The 16660-nt window shown below is 66.5% G+C and carries 17 protein-coding genes and 1 tRNA gene; 15 read left to right on the top strand and 3 right to left on the bottom strand.

From position 1 onward, the window contains the following. Positions 1–4 precede the first annotated feature (4 nt). The gene (locus E3C22_RS10350) at positions 5–1441 is read right to left on the bottom strand and encodes a UbiA family prenyltransferase (protein ID WP_134761958.1); all 1437 of its coding nucleotides are present in this window, start codon (positions 1439–1441) and stop codon (positions 5–7) included. A 216-nt stretch (positions 1442–1657) separates the two neighbouring features. After that, positions 1658–1900: a hypothetical protein gene (locus tag E3C22_RS10355; RefSeq protein ID WP_134762455.1), complete on the bottom strand. Its 243-nt coding sequence runs from the start codon at positions 1898–1900 to the stop codon at positions 1658–1660. Between the two features lie 433 nt (positions 1901–2333). Here E3C22_RS10355 and E3C22_RS10360 point away from each other — a divergent pair. The 12 genes from E3C22_RS10360 to E3C22_RS10415 all read left to right on the top strand — a co-directional run bounded on the left by E3C22_RS10360 (position 2334) and on the right by E3C22_RS10415 (position 12279). Continuing rightward, positions 2334–2408 (top strand) — tRNA-Asn (locus tag E3C22_RS10360). A gap of 295 nt (positions 2409–2703) precedes the next feature. Next, entirely contained in the window at positions 2704–2916 is a 213-nt protein-coding gene (locus E3C22_RS10365; RefSeq protein WP_134761959.1) for a hypothetical protein, read from the top strand. Positions 2917–3149: 233 nt separating this feature from the next. After that, positions 3150–3632, top strand: a complete 483-nt coding sequence (locus E3C22_RS10370) for a low molecular weight protein-tyrosine-phosphatase (RefSeq protein ID WP_134761960.1) — start codon at positions 3150–3152, stop codon at positions 3630–3632. After that, a complete protein-coding gene (locus E3C22_RS10375; RefSeq protein ID WP_134761961.1) occupies positions 3629–4432 on the top strand; it encodes a fructosamine kinase family protein in 804 nt (267 codons plus the stop codon). Before E3C22_RS10370 ends, E3C22_RS10375 begins: the two co-directional genes overlap by 4 nt. Positions 4433–4531: 99 nt before the next feature. Further along, complete coding sequence (locus E3C22_RS10380; protein ID WP_134761962.1) at positions 4532–5365, top strand: 3-oxoadipate:acetyl-CoA acetyltransferase; 834 nt, start codon at positions 4532–4534, stop codon at positions 5363–5365. Between the two features lie 40 nt (positions 5366–5405). Beyond that, complete coding sequence (locus E3C22_RS10385; protein ID WP_134761963.1) at positions 5406–6254, top strand: phosphatase PAP2 family protein; 849 nt, start codon at positions 5406–5408, stop codon at positions 6252–6254. Between the two features lie 333 nt (positions 6255–6587). Next, positions 6588–7505, top strand: a complete 918-nt coding sequence (locus tag E3C22_RS10390) for an ABC transporter permease subunit (protein ID WP_134761964.1) — start codon at positions 6588–6590, stop codon at positions 7503–7505. A gap of 6 nt (positions 7506–7511) precedes the next feature. Further along, positions 7512–8969 carry a high-affinity branched-chain amino acid ABC transporter permease LivM gene (livM, locus tag E3C22_RS10395; protein ID WP_134761965.1) on the top strand — a complete coding sequence of 486 codons (1458 nt, stop codon included), beginning with the start codon at positions 7512–7514 and terminating at the stop codon, positions 8967–8969. Beyond that, a complete protein-coding gene (locus tag E3C22_RS10400; protein WP_134761966.1) occupies positions 8969–9928 on the top strand; it encodes an ABC transporter ATP-binding protein in 960 nt (319 codons plus the stop codon). The genes livM and E3C22_RS10400 overlap by 1 nt, the downstream gene beginning before the upstream one ends. A 23-nt stretch (positions 9929–9951) precedes the next feature. Further along, complete coding sequence (locus E3C22_RS10405) at positions 9952–10683, top strand: ABC transporter ATP-binding protein (protein WP_134762456.1); 732 nt, start codon at positions 9952–9954, stop codon at positions 10681–10683. Between the two features lies 1 nt (position 10684). Further along, complete coding sequence (locus E3C22_RS10410; RefSeq protein ID WP_134761967.1) at positions 10685–11038, top strand: DUF6867 family protein; 354 nt, start codon at positions 10685–10687, stop codon at positions 11036–11038. Positions 11039–11181: 143 nt separating this feature from the next. Continuing rightward, the gene (locus E3C22_RS10415; protein ID WP_134761968.1) at positions 11182–12279 is read left to right on the top strand and encodes a branched-chain amino acid ABC transporter substrate-binding protein; all 1098 of its coding nucleotides are present in this window, start codon (positions 11182–11184) and stop codon (positions 12277–12279) included. Positions 12280–12713: 434 nt separating this feature from the next. On the opposite strand, the gene E3C22_RS10420 is transcribed toward E3C22_RS10415, so the two are convergent. Beyond that, positions 12714–13160, bottom strand: coding sequence for a MarR family winged helix-turn-helix transcriptional regulator (locus tag E3C22_RS10420; protein WP_134761969.1), 447 nt, complete (start codon positions 13158–13160; stop codon positions 12714–12716). Positions 13161–13563: 403 nt separating this feature from the next. Here E3C22_RS10420 and E3C22_RS10425 point away from each other — a divergent pair, with 403 nt between their 5' ends. The 3 genes from E3C22_RS10425 to E3C22_RS10435 all read left to right on the top strand — a co-directional run bounded on the left by E3C22_RS10425 (position 13564) and on the right by E3C22_RS10435 (position 16622). Beyond that, positions 13564–13848 carry an acyl carrier protein gene (locus E3C22_RS10425; RefSeq protein WP_134761970.1) on the top strand — a complete coding sequence of 95 codons (285 nt, stop codon included), beginning with the start codon at positions 13564–13566 and terminating at the stop codon, positions 13846–13848. Between the two features lie 244 nt (positions 13849–14092). Continuing rightward, positions 14093–15301 carry a beta-ketoacyl-ACP synthase gene (locus E3C22_RS10430; RefSeq protein ID WP_134761971.1) on the top strand — a complete coding sequence of 403 codons (1209 nt, stop codon included), beginning with the start codon at positions 14093–14095 and terminating at the stop codon, positions 15299–15301. 34 nt (positions 15302–15335) lie between these two features. Beyond that, positions 15336–16622, top strand: a complete 1287-nt coding sequence (locus tag E3C22_RS10435; protein WP_134761972.1) for a beta-ketoacyl-ACP synthase — start codon at positions 15336–15338, stop codon at positions 16620–16622. The last annotated feature ends 38 nt before the right edge of the window (positions 16623–16660 follow it).

Below are 16660 nucleotides of genomic sequence, written 5' to 3' on the forward strand. Positions count from 1 at the left end.
GATGTCAGGCATAGGCGGCCAGGAGGAACATGACGCCGCCGATGGCGATCATCATCTGGCTGCGCCAGTCCTGAAGGATGAACACCACCGGATCGTCATGCATCTGGTTGCGGCGGGCGAGCACCCAGATCCGCACGATGATGTAGAGGAGGATCGGGCAGAGCGGCCAGACGAGTGCCGGGACCTCGTAGTGGGTCAGCACCTCGGGGCTGTTGATGTAGAGCGCCAGCACCATCACCGCGGCAAAGCCCGACGACATGCCGGCCTGCGCCAGCGTCTCGAGATCGGCGTCGACATAGCCGCGCCCGGTCTTGGAGCGCTCGGCGCCGGTGCCGAAGTCCATCAGCTCGGTGTAGCGCTTCACCAGCGCCAGCGACAGGAAGAAGAACAGCGAGAAGGCGAGGAGCCAGAACGACACCGAGACGTCGGTGGCGGCGACGCCGGCCATGATCCGCGTCGTGTAGAGCCCGGCAAGGGTCAACACGTCGATCAGGAGCATCCGCTTGATGAACATCGAATAGGCGGTGGTCGCGACGAGATAGGCCGCAAGGACGCCGAGGAAGGCGATCGGCAGGAACAGCCCCAGCACCAACGATGTCGCAAAGAGGCCGCCGGCGAGCTTCAGCCCGTCCGGGATCTGCAGCGTGCCGCTGGCGAAGGGGCGGTTGCGCTTGGTCTTGTGCTTGCGGTCGGCGGTGAGGTCGACGAGGTCGTTGAGGATGTAGACCGAGGATGCCGCGAAGGAGAAGGCGATGAAGGCGAGGAGCGCCTCGACCAGCATGCCGAGATTGAAGAATTCGTGGGTCAGCACCAGCGGCACGAAGACGAGGACGTTCTTCGCCCACTGATGCGGGCGCATCGCCTTCAGCGCGGCACGCGCGGGGCTGCCGCCGCTCTCGATGAGGTCGGCGCCGGTGCGCTGCTGCCAGTTCCGTGCCGCACGATCGGGAGCGACGACGGTCGCCCCGGTCGCCGCGTCGAGCAGGCAGAGATCCTCGTGGGAATTGCCGAAATAGTCGAAGCCCTCGTCGCCGCAGCTGGCGGTGATCCGATCGAGCTTCCGGCGCGAGGTGAGATTGACCGCCTCGCAGGAGGCCATCACCTCGTCGAACAGGCCGAGATGGTCGGCGACGGCATGGGCGAGACGTTCGTTGGCGCCGGTGGCGAGCACGATGCGCCGGCCGCTCCGCTTCGCCGCGCGCAGCGCCTCGACGACGTCCTCGCGATAGGGCAGCAGCGCCGGGTCGAAATCGACGTTCCGCGCGAGTTCTGCCTTCAGCCGCGCCTTGCCGCCCGAGAGCCAGCCGGGAAGCTGCAGCAGCCGCGCCGGCGATTGCCGGGCGTTCAGGAACAGCGTCTCCCACAAGAGGTCGCTCTTGATCAGCGTCCCGTCGAGGTCGACGAAGATCGGGCGGTCGGTCTGGCCTACGCACGCGTCCAAGAAACTGTCTCCCGTTCGGGACCGCAGTCCCGGTCCCCCTACTTCAGTCGATCTTGGACACTTACGGTTTCCATCGGGTTGAAGAGCCGGCCCCTTACGGAAATTCGCGATGACCTAACATCGGAATTGGCAAACGAAGGGTGAAATTTCGCCGTTCAAGTTGAGCGAGTTGGGCATTTCCCTACGGCAGAAGCGACGCCGCAAAAGTCCGGCCGGTCAGAGCGGCGGCTGGCCGCCCGCGCCGTCGTCCCGTCGCCGCGACGCCCTGCGCGCCTGCCACCACCGGGTGCTGCGCACCTCTGTGCGCCGACGCCAGCGACGCACCAGCGGCGAATCGACGGAAAGGACGGCGAGGCCGACCGGGATCATCCAGAAGCCGAGAATCGGCAGGAAGCCGAGCATGCCGCCGCCGACCAGCGCCAGGCCGAGGGCGATGCGCGATCGCCGCGACCCGGGCAGCGGGAACTCCCGGCCGAAGAGTTTGAGCGTCCTGCGCCGCTTCTCGTCCGGCGCATCTACAGCAGATTGGGCCTTGCCGTCGCCGGCCGTGTGGGGTTCCGGTCCCGCCGCGAGATCGTCGGCAGCCGCTTCTTCCGGCCCGCCGCCGGCCGTTCTCGGCGCCTGCGTCGCGTCTTCCCCGCCGCTGCCGCCCGCCGTCCGAGCGGGGCTGCGCTCACTGACACTCGTACCCATCCGTCGTCTCCAGCGGCCCGCGAGCCTTCGGCTTGAGATGGGAGAGCGGCTCGCCGAGCGCAAATGCCAGCCGGCCGTCCCTGCCCAAAACTGCCTTGCGCGCAGGCGGTTTGGCGCCGCAAGCGGCTTTTTTCCGCCGAAGCGCTTGGCAAACCGGGAATGGCTTTGCTATAGGCCTCGCCAACGCTCAGATGCGTATTCCCCGGTAGCTCAGTGGTAGAGCACTCGACTGTTAATCGATCGGTCGCTGGTTCGAATCCGGCCCGGGGAGCCACTCTCATGACGGAATTGACCGGACAAGCCCTGGAAGCCGCCTCGTTTCCGGGTCTGGTCATTGTGCGCCCAGCGCCCGGAAATCGGCTGACAAACCAGCTTGCAGGACCTGATGGAAGGTGAACGCTGACGCGAAGCCCCTCGCAAAGCATTCCTGACGGCTGCAGAGAGCCCCGGAACGAGGACAAGACCGCGCCGATCATGGCGGCATGACCGCCTCTGGACATTTCGGGCCGATGGCCCGACATTGAAGGCGTCGGATAGGGCAATGAAGCCCGTCGATTATCGAGATCGATATGAGCGATGCCGCCAGCGACAGCCCCGAACTTCGCAGGACGCTTGCAGAAATCGACAAGCTGCTCGCCGAAAACCGGAAGCTGCTCGCCGAGTCCGATAAGCTTTACGCCGAGTCGCGGAAAATGACGCTCGAGACCACGCTTTATCCGGTCATCGCGACGGCGACGGTGATCGGCGCGACGGCCGCGTTCATCAAATTGTTTCTCGGCTGATATCCAAGGAAATCTGCGGGGCCCGGCGCAAGCAGGGCCTTTTCAGGTTCGACGCCGGTCTCGACCCTCCCATCACTCTCCGACGGGAGGCCGCTCCTGCAGTGGCCGGCTCCAGGCACCACGCTGCCGACCCATGACCTGTTGCACCCTCCGCGAAAATTTGCTCCGCGGCGGCTTCGCGCCACCTGTTGCCCGGTGACGCATCGCCTTTGCGTCCCAGCGATGGAGTGAGCATGAGCGAAACACCCGCCGTCCTGTTCGTCTGCCTCGGCAATATCTGCCGTTCGCCGCTCGCCGAAGCGGCGTTCCGCGCCGCTGCCGAACGTGCGGGCCTTGCCGTCCATGTCGAATCGGCCGGGCTCGGTCACTGGCATCTCGGCTATCCGCCGGACCCGCGGGCCGAGGCCGTCGCCCGGCGCCACGGCATCGAGATGGGCGACAAGCGCGCCCGGCTGGTGACGCCCGAGGATTTCGACCGGTTCGATTTCGTCATTGGCCTCGACCGGGACAATCTCGCCGGGCTGCGCCGCATCGCGCCCGCAGGCTCGCGCGCCGAGGTCAGCCTGCTGCTCGACCACGTGCCGGGGCGCAAGGGCCAGTCGGTCACCGACCCCTATTACGAAGAAGACTCGGCCTTCGACGACGCCTGGCAGGACGCCTGCGAGGGCGCCGAGGCGCTGGTCGAGCGGCTCAAGGCTAAAGCCGCGAAACGATGAGCGATCTTGCCGATCGCGCCGCACGTCTTCTCGGCAGCGAGGTTGCCGAGACCCGGCATTTCGCCGGCGGATCGCTGTCGAGCATCGTCTTCATGCGGCTTTCCGACGGCCGCGAGATGCTGGTGAAGAGCGGCCCGTCACCCGAGACCGAAGCCCGCATGCTCGGCGCGATCCGCGATGCGGGCGTTTCCGCCCCGAAGGTCTATGCCGCCGACGACAGCGTGCTCGCCATCGAGCGGCTTCCCGACGACGGCGGCCTTTCGGCGGCCTGGGGCGATCTCGGCTCTGAGCTGCGCCGGCTGCACGAGACGACAGGCGAATTCTACGGCTGGGAGGACGACTATGCCTTCGCCCGCCTGCCGATCCGCAACGCCTTTTCCGACGACTGGCCGGCCTTCTTCGCCGAGCACCGGCTGCTGGCGGCCGCCCGCGGCACGGGTGCGGCGGTGGAGCGACGGGTCGCGGCTCTGGCCGCGCGGCTCGGCGACATCCTGCCGCAGCGACCGAAACCCTCGCTCGTCCATGGCGATCTCTGGAGCGGCAACGTCCTGACCTTTTCAGGCAGGGTCTCCGGCCTGATCGACCCCGCCTGCTACTTCGGCGACGGCGAGGTCGACGTCGCCATGCTCGGCCTGTTCGCCCGGCCGTCGGGGGAGTTCTACGAGGCCTATGGCCCGCTGCCCGGACACCGCGAGCGCCGTCCCGTCTACGCGCTGTGGCCGGCGCTGGTGCATCTCGCTCTGTTCGGCTCGGGATACCGGAGCATGGTCGAAGGCTACCTTGCCGAAGCCGGCTTCTGACGGAGCCTTTCCGACGATTCCCCGGCAGCTCTGCCCTCGCCCGCCGCTCTCCCGGCAAGGCCCTTTATCTTCGGCGTTCACTGGCCAGATAATGATCCCATGAGCGAGCCCACCATCATCACCGTCGCGATCACCGGATCGCTGCCGAAGAAGGCCAACAATCCGGCCGTGCCGATCACCGTCACCGAACAGGTCGAATCGACCCATGAGGCCTTCGAGGCGGGCGCCAGCCTTGCCCATTGCCATGTCCGCAACGACGACGAGAGCCCCTCGTCCGATCCGGAGAAGTTCGCGCGGCTGCTCGAGGGCCTTCGCAAGCACTGCCCGGGCATGATCGTGCAGTTCTCGACCGGCGGCCGTTCCGGCTCCGGCCGCGAGCGCGGCGGCATGCTGTCGCTGAAGCCTGACATGGCCTCGCTCTCCACCGGCTCGGTGAACTTCCCGACGCGGGTCTACGAGAACTATCCCGACCTCGTCGACTGGCTCGCCGAGGAGATGCTGCGCTACGGCGTCAAGCCGGAGATCGAGGCCTTCGACCTGTCGATGATCTTCAAGGCGGCCGAGATGGCCAAGGACGGCCGGATCGCCGGGCCGCTGCACGTGCAGTTCGTCATGGGCGTCAAGAATGCCATGCCGGTCGACCGCGAGAGCTTCGACTTCTTCGTCAGGACGCTGAAGCGCCTCGCCCCGGACGCGACCTTCACCGGCGCCGGCATCGGCCGCCATCAGGCGACGCTCGTCGAATGGAGCCTCGCCGCCGGCGGCCATTGCCGTACCGGGTTGGAAGACAATGTCCGGCTCAGCCGCGAGGAGCTTGCGCCCTCCAATGCCGCGCTGGTGCGCCTCGCGGTTGAAGCCTGCGCAAGGCATGGCCGCCGCCCGGCAACGCCTGCCGAGGCCCGCCGCATCCTCTCGCTGCCAGCGGCAGCGTGAGGACAGGCGCGACGACGACCGACCGGCAATGGCGACACTGATGATTAATTCCCGCAAGACCGCCCGCCGGCTCGGCCGGCTTTCCCTGTGGCTCTGGCAGAAGGTGGAGATCTGGACGCTTCTCGGCGCGCTGATCGTCGCCGGGGCGATCTGGGCCTTCGTCTCGATCGCCGGCGAGGTGGTCGAGGGCGATACCCAGGGGCTCGACCGGACGATCCTTCTGGCCCTTCGCTCCAGCACCGATCCGTCCGACCCGATCGGCCCGCGCTGGCTGGAGGAGTTCGGCCGCGACGTCACCGCGCTCGGCGGCACCGGCATCCTGATCATGATCACCACCTTCGTGGCGCTCTATCTCTGGATCTCCGCCAAGCGCCGGTCGATGGTGATGGTCGTCGCGGCGATCGCCAGCGGCTTTCTGGTCAGCCAGATCCTCAAGCGCGGCTTCGACCGGCCCCGCCCCGATCTCGTGCCCCATGGCGACTACGTCTACACGGCAAGCTTCCCGAGCGGCCATGCGATGATGTCGGCGGTCACCTATCTGACCCTCGGCATCCTGCTCGCCCGCGTGGAGCCGCGGCGGCGGGTGCGGGCGTTCCTGCTCGGCCTCGCCGTCTTCCTGACGGTGATCATCGGCATCAGCCGGGTCTATCTCGGCGTCCACTGGCCGTCGGATGTCCTCGCCGGCTGGACGGCGGGCGCCGCCTGGGCGCTGATGTGGTGGCTGCTGGCGACCTGGCTGGAGCGCCGCGGCGCCGTCGAGCCGAGCCCGCAGAACGTTGCCTCGCCGGATCGAATCGGCCGGGCGCCGACCGGCGAGCGCGCCGCCATGAACAGCGATCTCGCCAGCAACGAGCCGGCTGGCCGTGACCGGCCGTCGCTTCAGGGCTGACGCGGCCCGCCAACCCGGTCGTCAAGGCGCTGCGATGGTATTCATCGCCCCTGCGACTTTCGTCGCAGCCCATCGCTCCAACGCAACGCCGTTCCGCAACCCATCGGGGCTCTGCGGAAAGCCTGCCGGCCCCGCGCGGCCCGGGGATGCGGTCGCTCCCGCCCGCCACCCGGCCCCGCTCCGTCGCCGGCCGTCGCGCCGGACTTTTTTCGTCCCGAGGCTTGCCACGGCCATCCCTGCTATGGAATTCATCATGCACACGGACGCGGCGTTCCTGACAATAAGCTGCGCCGGCACGTCCTGACCAAGAAGAACCGGCAAAAAAGGCGGTCGATGGAATATTTTCTGCAGCAATTGATCAACGGGGTAACCCTCGGTTCGATCTACGGGCTGATCGCCATCGGTTACACGATGGTCTACGGCATCATCGGCATGATCAATTTCGCCCATGGCGAGATTTTCATGATCGGCTCGTTCATCGCGCTCGCGGTCTTCCTCGCGCTGGCGGCGATCGGTATCACCTTCCTGCCGCTCGTCATCCTTCTGATGATCATCGTCGCCATGCTGTGCACCGCGGCCTGGGGCTGGACCATCGAGCGGGTCGCCTACCGGCCGCTCAGGGGCTCCTTCCGGCTCGCCCCGCTGATTACCGCGATCGGCATGTCGATCTTCCTGCAGAACTTCGTCCAGGTCACCCAGGGCGCCCGCGTCAAGCCGCTGCCGCCGCAGATCCAGGGTGGCCTCACCCTGATGGATTCGCCGAGCGGCATCGTCGTCCAGATCTCGTGGATCCAGATCATCATCATCGCCATGACCGTGGTGCTGATGACCGCCTTCTCGCTGATCATCTCGCGCACTTCCCTCGGCCGCCAGCAGCGCGCCTGCGAGCAGGACCGCAAGATGGCCTCGCTCCTCGGCGTCAATGTCGACCGGACGATCTCGCTGACCTTCGTCATGGGCGCCGCGCTCGCCGCCGTCGCCGGCATGATGTTCCTGCTCTATTACGGCGTCATCGACTTCTACATCGGCTTCATCGCCGGCGTGAAAGCCTTCACCGCGGCGGTCCTCGGCGGCATCGGCTCGCTGCCCGGCGCGATGCTCGGCGGCCTCGCCATCGGCCTGATCGAGACCTTCTGGTCGGGCTACTTCTCGGTCGAGTACAAGGACGTCGCCGCCTTCTCGATCCTCGCGATCGTCCTGATCTTCATGCCGTCCGGCCTGCTTGGCCGCCCGGAAGTCGAGAAGGTCTGAAGACTGATGAGCGACATGACTTCGCCTTCCGCCGCCGACCATCCGGAGGGCGCGGAGCGCCTGTCCGAGGAACGCCGCGAGGCCATGCGGGGCGAGCCGCCCTTCGTCGAGGCGCCGACGACGGATTCCCGCCTCGTCCGATCGCTGAAGGAAGCCGGCATCACCGCCGGGCTGGTGGCGCTGCTGACGCTGTTCTTCTTCCTGTTCAGGACCGACATCGCCGTCGGAGGCCTCGCCCTCAGCCTCGATCCGGTGACCTGGATCGTCGCCATCGCCATCGCCTTCGTCGGCCGCTTCCTGCTCTCCTTCTTCGTCTTCGCCGGCGAAAGGCCGTCGGTCGGCGGCTGGAAGAAGGTGGCGGCGGCGACCGCCCGCTGGCCGATCGGCAAGGCGCTCGGGGCGATCCTGCTCCTCGTCGCCCTCACCCTGCCGTTCCTGCTCTCGACCTTCCTGCCGAGCCAGAACCGCTATCTCCTCGACCTGGCGATTCTGATCCTCACCTATGTGATGCTCGGCTGGGGCCTCAACATCGTCGTCGGCCTCGCCGGCCTGCTCGATCTCGGCTACGTCGCCTTCTACGCCGTCGGCGCCTATTCCTTCGCGCTGCTCGCCACCAATTTCGATCTCGGCTTCTGGGTCTGCCTGCCGATGGCCGGGCTGTTCGCGGCGCTCTGGGGCATCGTCCTCGGATTCCCGGTGCTGCGGCTCAGGGGCGACTATCTCGCCATCGTCACGCTCGCCTTCGGCGAGATCATCCGCGTCGTGCTTCTCAACTGGTACGACTTCACCGGCGGCCCGAACGGCGTCCTCGGCATTCCGAAGCCGACGCTCTTCGGTCTCGAATTCTCCCGCGGCGAAGGCTCGTTCTCGGACTTCTTCGGCATCTCCTACAGCCCGGTGCAGCGTTTCGTCTTTCTCTACTACATCATCCTCGCCCTGGCGCTTCTGACCAACTTCGTCACCATGCGGATGCGCAAGCTGCCGGTCGGCCGGGCCTGGGAGGCGCTGCGTGAAGACGAGATCGCCTGCCGCTCGCTCGGCATCAACACCGTCAACGTCAAGCTGACGGCATTTGCCACCGGCGCGATGTTCGGCGGCTTCGCCGGATCGTTCTTCGCCACCCGCCAGGGCTTCATCTCGCCGGAAAGCTTCACCTTCATCGAATCGGCGATCATCCTCGCCATCGTCGTCCTCGGCGGCCTCGGCTCGCAGCTCGGTGTCGTCATCGCCTCGGTGGTGATGATCGGCGGCATCGAGCTGTTGCGAAACCTCACGGGCCTCCAGGCGATCTTCGGCGCCGGCTTCGATCCCACCCAGTACCGCATGCTGATCTTCGGCCTCGCCATGGTGCTGATCATGGTCTGGAAGCCCCGCGGCCTCGTTTCGACACGCTCGCCATCGGCCGTCTACAAGGAAAAGAAGACCATCGGCGCCGATCTCGTGGCTCAGGGCGAGGGTCACTGATGCTGAAACAGACCCGCAACTGGTCGGCCGATCCGGTCCTGTCGGTGGAGCATCTGACGATGCGCTTCGGCGGCCTCGTCGCTGTCGACGACCTTTCCTTCAATGTCGGCCGCGGCGACATCACCGCGCTGATCGGCCCGAACGGCGCCGGCAAGACCACCGTCTTCAACTGCGTCACCGGCTTCTACAAGCCGACCGAGGGGCGCATCGCGCTTCGCCGCGAGGGCGCGGTCGAGGACGAGAAGATCGCCGAGCTCACCCGCAGCGGCCGCCAGTACAGCGACGGCGAGACGAGCCCGGTCTTCCTGCTCGAGCGCATGACCGACTTTCGCATCACCGAGGTCGCCGGCGTCGCCCGTACCTTCCAGAACATCCGCCTGTTCGGCGGCATGACGGTACTCGAGAACCTGCTGGTCGCCCAGCACAACAAGCTGATGCGCGCCTCGGGCTATTCGGTCGCCGGGCTGCTCGGCCTGCCGGGCTATCGCCGCGCCGCGGCGGCCGCCAAGGAAACCGCCGTCGAGTGGCTGCGCCGGGTCGATCTGCTCGACCGGGCGGACGATCCCGCGGCCGACCTTCCCTATGGCGCCCAGCGCCGGCTGGAGATCGCAAGGGCGCTCTGCACCAACCCGGTGCTCTTGTGCCTCGACGAGCCGGCAGCGGGCCTCAACCCGCGCGAATCCGCCGAGCTCAACACGCTGCTGAAATATATCCGCGACGAGCACGGCGTGTCGGTGCTGCTGATCGAGCACGACATGGGCGTCGTCATGGAGATCTCCGACCACATCGTCGTCCTCGACTACGGCAAGAAGATCTCCGACGGCACCGCCGCCGAGGTCCGCAGCGACCCGAAGGTCATCGCCGCCTATCTCGGCGTCGACGACGAGGAGGTCGAGGAAGTCGAACGCGACCTCGACGTGAAGACCGGCCCCAAGGCCGCCGAAGGAGGCGCCCTGTGAGCGCGGCGCAGAACATCGAGACCATGCCCGCCGGCGAGCCGCTGCTCGCGGTGCGCGGCGTCGAGACCTTCTACGGCAAGATCCAGGCGCTTCGCGGCGTCGACATCGAGGTCCATCGCGGCGAGATCGTCACACTGATCGGCGCCAACGGTGCCGGCAAGTCGACGCTGATGATGACGATCTGCGGCAATCCGCAGGCCCGCACCGGCCAGATCGTCTATAACGGCCAGGACATCACCAGCCTGCCGACCCACGACATCATGTCGATGTCGATCGCCCAGTCACCGGAGGGCCGCCGGGTCTTCCCGCGCATGACGGTGATGGAAAACCTCCAGATGGGCGCGATCCTCGAGGACGAGAAGTTCTTCGACGAGGATCTGCGCAAGGTCTTCGAGCTGTTTCCCCGGCTGAAGGAGCGGCGCGCCCAGCGCGGCGGCACGCTGTCGGGCGGCGAGCAGCAGATGCTGGCGATCGGCCGGGCGCTGATGAGCCGGCCGAAACTCCTGCTCCTCGACGAGCCGTCGCTGGGTCTCGCGCCGCTGGTGGTCAAGCAGATCTTCGAGGTGATCCGCGAACTCAACGCCAATGAGGGCCTGACGGTCTTCCTGGTCGAGCAGAACGCCTTCCACGCACTGCGCCTCGCCCATCGCGGCTACGTCATGGTCAACGGCGCGATCACCATGGCCGGCACCGGCCGCGAACTGCTTGCCCGCGACGAGGTCCGCAGCGCCTATCTCGAAGGGGGAGTGCACTGACATGACACCTGAGATGGGCATCCTCTGGGAGGTCTCCTTCTGGGAGTTCTTCTTCGTCACGGTGATCCTCGGCGGTGGCGGCGCCTGGATGATCGGCCGCTCGACGGCGCTGAGATGGAGCGGCTGGGGCCTCCTCGCCTTCTATGTCTTCCTGCTTTCGATCGCCGTCCGCTTCATCCATTTCAGCTTGTTCAACGGCACGTTCCTCTTGCCGCTGTCGCACTTTGGGACCGGCCTATACTACGGCGTCGTCGACTACGTGGTGCTGTTTGCAATCGCCTCCGCCGCCCGTGTCTTCGTGAGGAATCGCCAGATGGCGCGGCAATACGGCTTCCTCGACCGGGCAACCGTTTGAGCGGGGCGGAAAGCTTGCGATATTTTTCCCCGTTACGCTTCCATGGCGAAACGTTCCGGGCTTTAATCCCCGGCAGGTAGGGGGAGGTCGCTACCTGATGCGGCGGCACGCCGCAGAATTTGTTCAACACAGGGAAGGTTCGTATGAAGAAGGCACTTCTTTTAGGCGCGGCGCTCAATCTCGTCTTTGCAGGCGCAGCCCTTGCCGACATCACGATCGGCGTCGCCGGCCCGATGACTGGTCAGTATGCAAGCTTCGGCCAGCAGCTGAAGATCGGTGCCGAACAGGCGGTCAAGGATATCAACGCCAAGGGCGGCGTCAACGGCGAGATGCTGAAGCTCTCCGTCGGCGACGATGCCTGCGATCCGAAGCAGGCGGTCGCGGTCGCCAACAACTTCGCGTCCGAGGGCGTTCCCTTCGTCGCCGGCCACTTCTGCTCGGGTTCCTCGATCCCGGCGAGCCAGGTCTATGCCGACGAGCAGATCATCCAGATCTCGCCGGCCTCGACCAATCCGGACTTCACCGACAAGCGCCCTGGCGACGGCATCTTCCGCGTCTGCGGCCGTGACGACCAGCAGGGCGAGGTTGCCGGCAACTACATCGCCAAGAACTTTCCCGACGCCAAGGTCGCCATCATCAACGACAAGACGGCTTACGGCAAAGGTCTCGCCGACCAGACCCAGAAGTTCTTCGAGGAAGCCGGCGGCAAGCCGGTCCTGACCGAGGCCTACACGGCCGGCGAGAAGGACTACACCTCGCTCGTCACCAAGATGAAGCAGGCGGGCGTCACCCTCGTCTATATCGGCGGCTACCACACCGAGGCCGGCCTGATGGCCCGCCAGATGCGCGAACAGGGCATGGACACGACGATCATGTCCGGCGACGCGCTGGTCACCGACGAGTACTGGGCGATCACCGGCGACGCCGGCGAAGGCACGCTGATGACGTTCTCGCCGGATCCGCGCAAGAACGAGGAGGCCAAGCCGGTCGTCGACGAGCTCGAGAAGGAAGGCAAGACCGCCGAGGGCTACGTGCTCTACACCTACGCCGCGATCCAGGCCTGGGCCGACGCCGCGACGAAGGCCGGCTCGACGGACTACGATCCGGTGGTCAAGGCCCTCGGCAGCGGCAGCTTCGACACCGTCATCGGCTCGCTGAAGTTCGACGACAAGGGCGACGTCACCCTGCCCGGCTACGTCATGTACGAGTGGAAAGACGGCAAGTACGACGAAATGAACTGAGGCCTGCGATGGCCGCGGCGGTGGGGATCGCAAGCCGGTCCCCGCCGTGCGGCTTCGCGAGCCGGTTCGTTCCGGCCGAGCCACAGTGAAACGAAAGCGCCGCGGATCCGCACCGGATCCGCGGCGCTTTCATTCGTGTCGCGCGGCGCATCCGAATGCATCGATGAAATTGCCCGAACCAGAGGCGCCAGTGCGCGTGTCCGTCGGGCGTGCCAGTCCGGTGCTGCCAGCGCGCCGCGCGTCCGATAGGACGCACAAAGGCCGCGCCAACTCTTTGAGTCCACGGCATCGTGCTTGCCGACAGTCGTTTCCGATGTTCGGGCCGATGCTGCCAAGCCGCGCGATCAGGGCCGGCTTGATCCGAAGCGGAATGCCCCGAAGTGCCGCCGCAGAATTTCACGGCAGTCGCGACGACCGGCGCCCTGCCTGTCTCGTCAGTGGCTGATCGCCCGGTCGAGGCCCTTGAGGCCCGCCTCGAGGCCGCGACGCTCGTCTTCCGAGAGGTTCTTCAGGACGGCCAGCTCGGCCTCGCAGATCTTCGGCAGAAGCCGTGTCAGCGCCGCCGTCCCGTCTTCGGTCAGAGCGAGATATTCGAACCGCCGGTCGGAGGTCGCCCTTTCCCGGGAAACCCAGCCGCGCTGGTCGAGCGAGGCGACGGCCCGGCTGACCTTGGTCTTGTCCATCGCGGTGAGTTCGACGATGTGCGACGAGGTCAGCTTCGAGCGTTCGCTGCCGAGCGCCAGAAGCACGGCGAATTCGGGCGACGTCAGCCCCTGCTCGCGCTTGTGGACCCGCGATGTCACGCGCCCGAGGGCGGTGGCGGCGCGGATCAGCCGATTGGAAACGAGAAGGTGCTGGTTCTGTTCAATCATGCCTCCCATGATTTCACCCCTCGGCTGAAGAAGTTGTTGTTTTACCGAAGACTCAGGCGTTCACCAAAGACCTTCTCTATCGGTGAGGCAACCTCACCGAAGCGATTTGGTTGAGTTTCTTTGCTATTCCCGAAAAGCCATGTGGCTTGACTGAAAGCGCAACCTAGCTTCAACTTTGCGCGGTTTCCGTCATCTTGCAAGTCGTGACGGTTGAAAAAAGTGTGCATGTAGCGACTGCAGGTCTCTTGCGGAATGTCGAGCGGAAACCTATGGCTGCATGCTGCACTGCACTGCCGGAGTTCGCGCGCCGCGCTCGGACGCGGCGCCGGAAACGAACATGCTTTGCTTTTCGCGCGACGATTCCCTATAGCATCGCGCCAATCCAAACAGACCAGTGCATAAGGGTAGGTCATTGTCCTCAACTTTCGACCGGGTCGCCGACATCATTGCCGAAACGAGCGAGATCGACCGCGACGAGATCACGCCGGAGAGCCACACCATCGAGGATCTCGGGATCGATTCTCTCGATTTCCTCGACATCGTCTTTGCGATCGACAAGGAGTTCGGGATCAAGATCCCGCTCGAGAAGTGGACGCAGGAGGTCAATGAGGGCCAGGCTCCGACCGAGGAATATTTCGTCCTCAAGAATCTCTGCGCCAAGATCGACGAGCTGCGGGCGGCCAAGGCCGCCGGCTGAGCCGCGTCGCGCGGATCAACGCTTCGGCCGCGCGAAAAATCCGCTCTTTCGAATCCTCCCGGTCGGCACCTATATGCGTCTGCGCGGCCGTCTTCTGGCGAGCGGGCGAATGAGCGGCGTCGCCTGACGGCGGGCTGCGCGACGCGCCCCGGCTTTTGAGCGCCGCGCGGCCGCCGTCACGGGACGCTGGCGGCAGGATGCTTCGGCGGCGGATGGCGGATATCGGGACCAATGGAATGATCGCATGACTGAGCCAAGGGACGTACTGATCACCGGGATCGGCCTGGTCTCCTCCCTCGGCGAGGGCATCGGCGCCCATCTCGACGCCTTCGCCCGCGGCCCGGGCCTGCAGCCGAACATCAAGACGGAAGGCTTTGAGCCTTATTTCGTCCACGGCCTGCCGGCGATCGACTGGTCGAAGCAGATCGCCAAGAAGGGCGACCTTCGCCAGATGGAGACCTGGCAGAAGCTCGGCACCTATTCGGCGGGCCTGGCGCTGGAAGACGCCGGCATTCCGATGGACGAGGCGGTACGCGCCGAGATCGACATGATCGTCGCGGCGGGCGGCGGCGAGCGCGACGCCTCCGTCGACGCCATGGTCATGGACAGGGCCAGGGGACCGAACGATCCCGAAAAAGTCATCAACGAGACGCTTTCCACCGAACTTCGGCCGACCCTGTTCCTCGCCCAGCTCTCCAACCTCCTCGCCGGCAACATCTCGATCGTCCATAAGGTCACCGGCTCCTCGCGCACCTTCATGGGCGAAGAGGCGGCGGGCATCTCGGCGCTCTATTCCGCCCGGGCCCGCATCGCGTCCGGCCAGAGCGAGATCTGCCTCGTCGGCAGCGCCTTTTCGGCCGAGCGCAAGGATCTCATCCTCAATTTCGATCTGGCCGAGCTGATGCTGAAGGACGAGTGGCGGCCGGTCTTCGCCCGCACCGGCGACCGGCAGGGCATCGCCGTCGGCAGCGTCGGCGCCTTCCTGGTGCTGGAATCGCCCGAACACGCCGCGGCGCGCTCGGCGAAAGCCTATGCCCGCCTCGTCTCGGCGCTCGGCGACCGCGGCCGCCGCGATCTCGAAAAGACCGCCGGCCGCTTTGCCGATCTCCTGCCGAAGCCGACGGCGTCGATGGACGAGGTGCTGGTGCTTTCCGGCGCCACCGGCCTTTCCGAAATCACCGGCGTCGAGCGCAAGGTCCTCGCCGAGCTCCTCGCCGGCGCCCCGGTCCGGGCCTATGGCAGCGTTCTTGGCCATTCCTTCGAGGCGCAGATGCCGGCGGGCGTCGCGCTTGCCGCGGGCGCTCTCTCCCGAGGCATGGCGATCCCGCCCTTCGACACCGGCGAGGAGCGCCCGTCCGAGGCCGCGCCGCGGCAGGCGGTGGTCACCAGCATCGGCCATCTCCACGGCGAAGGCGTCTGCCTCGTCGAGACGATCGAGGGAGGCCGGCCATGATCCCGGCAAGCGCCGACAACAGGGGTATGTCACGATGAGCGCCAGCGACACCGATTTCCTCGGCCGCCCGGTCATCGCCGTCACCGGCCTCGGCATCGTCTCCTCCCTCGGCCGCGGCGTCGAGGAGAACTGGGAGGCGCTGACTGCCGGTCGTTCGGGGATCCACCGGATCGACCGCTTCTCGACCGAGGGGCTGCGCACGACGATCTCCGGCAGCGTCGACTTCATGGGCGAAATGGGCGAGACCTCGACCGGTCTCTCCTATGCGATGGCCGAGGCCGCCGGCTCGGAGGCGATCCGCATGGCCGGGCTGAAGGACGACGATTTCGGCGGCCCGCTGTTCCTCGCCGCACCGCCCGTCGAGATGGAGTGGCAGCACCGGCTGCTGCTCGACAGGCTCGACGGCGCCGCCATCGAGGAGGCCGGCTACGACCGGCTGCTTCAGGTCGCGCGCAAGCATCCCGACCCGTCGATCTACCACCTCACCCAGTGCAGCCGGATCTCCGAGCTCCTCGCCGACCGTCTCGGCACCCGCGGCCTGCCGATCACCCTCTCCACCGCCTGCGCCTCCGGTGCCAGCGCCATCCAGCTCGGCGTCGAGGCGATCCGCCGGGGCGAGACGAGCCGGGCGATCACCATCGGCACCGACGGCTCGATCACCCAGGAATCGCTGATCCGCTTCTCGCTGCTCTCGGCGCTTTCGACCCAGAACGAGGTCCCCGAAAAGGCGTCGAAGCCGTTCTCCAAGGACCGCGACGGCTTCGTCATGGCCGAGGGCGCCGGCGCTCTGGTGCTGGAATCCTATGCCGAGGCGAAGGCCCGCGGCGCGAGGATCTACGGCCTCATCCTCGGCTGCGGCGAGCGCGCCGACGACTTCCACCGCACCCGCTCCAAGCCCGACGGCTCGCCGATCATCGCGGCGATCAAGGCGGGGCTTGCCGATGCCGGGCTCGGGCCGGAGGGAATCGACTACATCAATGCCCACGGCACATCGACGCCGGAGAACGACCGCATGGAGGCGACCGGCCTTGCCGCCGTCTTCGGCGACGAGCTGAAGTCGACGCCGATCTCCTCCAACAAGTCGATGATCGGCCACACGCTGACCGCAGCCGGCGCCATCGAGGCCGCCTTCTCGATCCTGTCTTTGAAGGACGGCATCCTGCCGCCGACGATCAACCACGCCAATCCCGATCCCGCCATCGAGCTCGACGTCGTGCCGAACGAGGCGCGGCGCCAGGAGATCGGCGCGGTCCTCTCCAGTTCCTTCGGCTTCGGCGGGCAGAACGCCTGCCTCGTTCTCGGCCGCGCTCCCGACGCCTGAGCGCCGGCTGCCACCCATCGCATGGTCCAGGACGGCGC

The sequence above is a fragment of the Jiella endophytica genome (assembly GCF_004519335.1).
GTDB classification, from domain to species: Bacteria; Pseudomonadota; Alphaproteobacteria; order Rhizobiales; family Rhizobiaceae; genus Jiella; species Jiella endophytica.